5 protein-coding genes are annotated in these 3,516 nt (G+C 65.3%); 3 read left to right on the forward strand and 2 right to left on the reverse strand.

Annotated features, from left to right (window positions below; translation table 11 throughout):
• A partial coding sequence (locus Q0S16_RS03845) for a patatin-like phospholipase family protein (protein ID WP_295845238.1) occupies positions 1–600 on the forward strand: 600 nt, incomplete at its 5' end.
• Positions 601–774: 174 nt separating this feature from the next.
• Here the strand turns inward: Q0S16_RS03845 and Q0S16_RS03850 are convergent.
• Both Q0S16_RS03850 and Q0S16_RS03855 read right to left on the reverse strand, forming a co-directional pair.
• Entirely contained in the window at positions 775–1,203 is a 429-nt protein-coding gene (locus Q0S16_RS03850) for a CBS domain-containing protein (protein ID WP_295845240.1), read from the reverse strand.
• A 137-nt stretch (positions 1,204–1,340) separates the two neighbouring features.
• The gene (locus Q0S16_RS03855; RefSeq protein WP_295845242.1) at positions 1,341–2,114 is read right to left on the reverse strand and encodes a rhomboid family intramembrane serine protease; all 774 of its coding nucleotides are present in this window, start codon (positions 2,112–2,114) and stop codon (positions 1,341–1,343) included.
• A 507-nt stretch (positions 2,115–2,621) separates the two neighbouring features.
• Between Q0S16_RS03855 and Q0S16_RS03860 the strand changes: the two genes are divergently transcribed.
• Both Q0S16_RS03860 and Q0S16_RS03865 read left to right on the forward strand, forming a co-directional pair.
• Positions 2,622–3,179, forward strand: coding sequence for a PAS domain-containing protein (locus tag Q0S16_RS03860; protein ID WP_295845244.1), 558 nt, complete (start codon positions 2,622–2,624; stop codon positions 3,177–3,179).
• A 128-nt stretch (positions 3,180–3,307) separates the two neighbouring features.
• The coding region (locus tag Q0S16_RS03865) for a PilZ domain-containing protein (RefSeq protein WP_295845247.1) at positions 3,308–3,516 on the forward strand (209 nt) is incomplete at its 3' end.

Raw genomic sequence — 3,516 nt, forward strand, 5'->3', positions numbered from 1 at the left:
GGCCGGCTGGTCGATGCGATGCGCGCCTCCTACGCCCTGCCCGGCATCTTCTCGCCGGTGCTGATCGGCGACCGCTGGCTGGTCGATGGCGCGCTGGTCAATCCGGTGCCGGTGTCGGCCGCGCGTGCGCTCGGCGCCGAGATCGTGATCGCCGCCAATCTCAGCAATGACGTATTCGGCCACTCGACCACGATCTTTTCCCATGGCGCCGGACCGGCCGTCGCCGAGCCGGTGATCGAAGCCGAGCCGCCGCCGAAGCGCGGCCTCGGCCGGCTGTTCTCCGCCGAACGCACCATGAAGCGGGAATTTTTCGGCAGCAGCGAACGGCCCGGCATCTCCAGCGTGATGGTCGACGCCTTCAATATCATGCAGGACCGCATCACCCGGGCCCGGCTCGCCGGCGATCCACCGGACATGCTGATTGCGCCGCGCATCGGCCATATCGGCTGGTTCGATTTCCACCGCGCCGACGAGATGATCGCCCATGGCGCCCGTGCCACCGAGCGCGCCATCGAATCGATCCAGGAAGCGATCGAGATCCTGGCGCCGGATCCGGCAAAGTCACCGGCGGAGATCGCGCAGAACCCGGTCGCGCCGTAGCCAAGAAGGGGTTCAGCGCAATGCCTCGTTCCCCGGACGCGGTGCACTGCGCCGCTTTTGGGCGGCGTGGTGCGCCGCAGAGCCGGGGCCCCGGTTGTGCGAAGAAGAAACCGGGATCCCGGATCTGCGGAGCGGCATGAAGAATGCCGCGCCGCGTCCGGGACAAGATTTGAGCTACGCCGTGGCGATATAATCGCGCAACGCTTCCTGCTCGTGCTCGAATTCGCGCAGCCGCCATTTGACGACGTCGCCGATCGAGATCAGGCCGATGATCCGATCGCCTTCCATCACCGGCAGATGCCGGAACTTGCCGGAAGTCATTTTTTCCATGATGGCGCCGACCGTATCGGACGGTTTGCAACTGATGACCTTGCGCGTCATCACCGCCTTCACCGGCTCGTCGAGCGCGCCGGCGCCGCGTTCGCCGATCACGCGGACGATGTCGCGCTCGGACAGGATGCCATCGAGGTGGTGATCGGTCATCACCAGCACCGCGCCGATCTTGCGCTCCGACAACAGCCTGACCGCCACCGACAAGGTATCGCCGGGCGCGACATGGATAATCTGGTGGCCCTTTGAATCGAGAATTGAACGTACCGTCATTGTCGCCTCCTAGATCTGCCGGCCCTTGAACAGGCGGGTCATTGGTTCTTGGATCGAGACATGACAGGTGCGCGATCACCTGTCGGTTGACGGATGATGAAGGAAACCCGGCCGCCCCGCAAGGCGGCGACTCCGGCTCAATGCAGGTCGGACATATCCGGCGCGGAGACGTCCGGTTCGGGCCGCTGCGCGCGCGGGATCGGATCGAACAGCGAGAACAGCAGCAGGCCGGCGAAAAAGCCGCCAATATGCGCCTGCCAGGCGACGCTGGCGCCGTCGGCCCCGATCGCAATCGATCCGACGCCGAAGATGATGTTGACGCCGAACCACACCGCGAGAAAACCGATCACGCGGGGATCGCGCAACGCCTGCGGCAGCGGCAGCGCCGGCACCCGCGCCGCCTCGTCGGCATCGCCGCGGTTGAACGACAGGAAACTGCCGCGCACGAAGGCGAAGCGGATCGCCGCGGCCATCGCGCCGGACACCGAGGCCGAGGCGCCGATCATCGGCGCCAGCGCGTGCTCGTGGGTGAGCAGATGGGCCGCGGCGCCGCCGATCGCGGTGACCGCCATGAAGGCAAAGAACCGGACCGCGCCGAAGCGGCGCGCCAGCGCGCTGCCGAACGGCAGCAGCCACAACACGTTGAAGCCGATATGGCTGAGATTGGCGTGCAGCAGCGAATAGGTCACAAAACTCCAGACCTTGGCGCCGGTACCGCCGGGAAACGGCATCGCCAGCAGGGTCTGGTCGTAACGTTTCGGAATGAAGCCGAACATCGCGATCACGGTGTCATCGAGATCATAGGGCAGCAGCATGCGGCCGAGATGGATCGCCGCCAGCAGCGCCACATAGCCGGTCAGGGCGCCCGGCAAGGTCAGGATCGGCTCACGCGGGGAAACAGGGGAATCCAAAGGTCACAGCCTGGTCAGCGGGCTCAAGCGAGCGAAGCCCTCAAATACCCGGCTTTCGCGGACCGGCGCAAGCGGCGGATCGCCATCAGCGGCCGGAACCGGGCGGCGGCCATGAAAAAGGGAGAGCGCTGAGAACGCCCTCCCTTGCCGGCCCGATCTTTCCCGTGCCGGGTGGACGGCCCGCACCGCGAACCATCCGGAGTCCCCACCCCTCCCCGCACGACGACCACACCTGTTCGCAGCCACCTGTCTCAACGTCGCATCGCAGCCCGTTGGAGAGAGCCGCGACGCCCGGTCGTGAGCGGACAATACCGTTGATCCCGCGCGCGGCAATAACATGGTTACTTTAACGTTAACGGCGGGAACACCGGCCAGCACGGTGGAAAACGCCGCTACGGCATGGACGATGCAATGTCTGATCTGCACAACATGTAGCAGTCACGCGGTGCGTGGATTCGGGACACAGCTGTCTCCCACATTCCGCGCCGGGGTCAGGGTTTAGCGTCAATGAAGCATCCATCCAGCAAAGAGTTCTTTGCCTACTGGGACGAACAGCGCGGTTTCGCGCGCGCGCCGGAGCGCGGCGACATCGAGCCCGGCCCGGTGCGCGAGCTGCTCGGCGACATCTTCGTGCTGTCCTACGACAGGCTGGCGGGGTTTCCGTTTCGCGTCGCCGGCACCAGGGTCTGCGCGCTGCTGTCCCGCGACCTCAAGGGCCAGCCGTTTCCGACGCTGTTCGGGCCGCGGAGCCGCGCCGAGATCAACGACATGATCACCGTGGTATCGGAGGAAATGCTGGTCGCCGTCGCCGGCATCACCGCGACCACCGACACCGGCGACAAGGCGCATCTCGAATTGCTGCTGCTACCGTTCAACATTCGCGCCCACACGCCGATCAGCCTGACCGGCCTGCTGGCACCACTCAGCGAGGTGCGCGGCACGCTTGGACCGCTGGAGATGACCTCGTTCCGTTATCTGGCACACCAGCCACAGCGCTTTGCGCCGCGCGCCCTGCGCAAGCTGCGGGCGGCGCGCGGACTAATCGTCTATGAGGGGCTGCGATAAAGTCGTATGGATATCGGCAAGTGGCCTGTCGCCGGAAGGTTTCGCTGTCGGTATCTGCTAACCCAGTGTTAACCCTGTCGGTGGTACGTTCATGATTGGCTTTGAACCGCATAACCGGCACGGCATTGATGGCGTTTGCGCAGACCCGATCTCTCCTTCCTTCTCCCGATGAACGACGCCGCTACCAGCGGGTCAAAGTTCATCTGCTGGGCCGCTACATGCTGCCGGATCGCCGCGAATTTCCGTGCCAGGTCATCAACATGTCGCCGGGCGGCCTGGCGCTGCTCGGTCCCGGCATCGGCAATGTCGGCGACCGCGTGATCGCCTATCTCGACCA

This window comes from Tardiphaga sp., assembly GCF_025356345.1.
Lineage (GTDB): Bacteria > Pseudomonadota > Alphaproteobacteria > Rhizobiales > Xanthobacteraceae > Tardiphaga.

Excerpts from the sequence above, each read along its gene's own strand:
- Q0S16_RS03860 (WP_295845244.1), top strand. The coding sequence starts at position 2,622 with ATGAAGCATCCATCCAGCAAAGAGTTCTTTGCCTACTGGGACGAACAG.
- Q0S16_RS03850 (WP_295845240.1), bottom strand. The coding sequence starts at position 1,203 with ATGACGGTACGTTCAATTCTCGATTCAAAGGGCCACCAGATTATCCAT.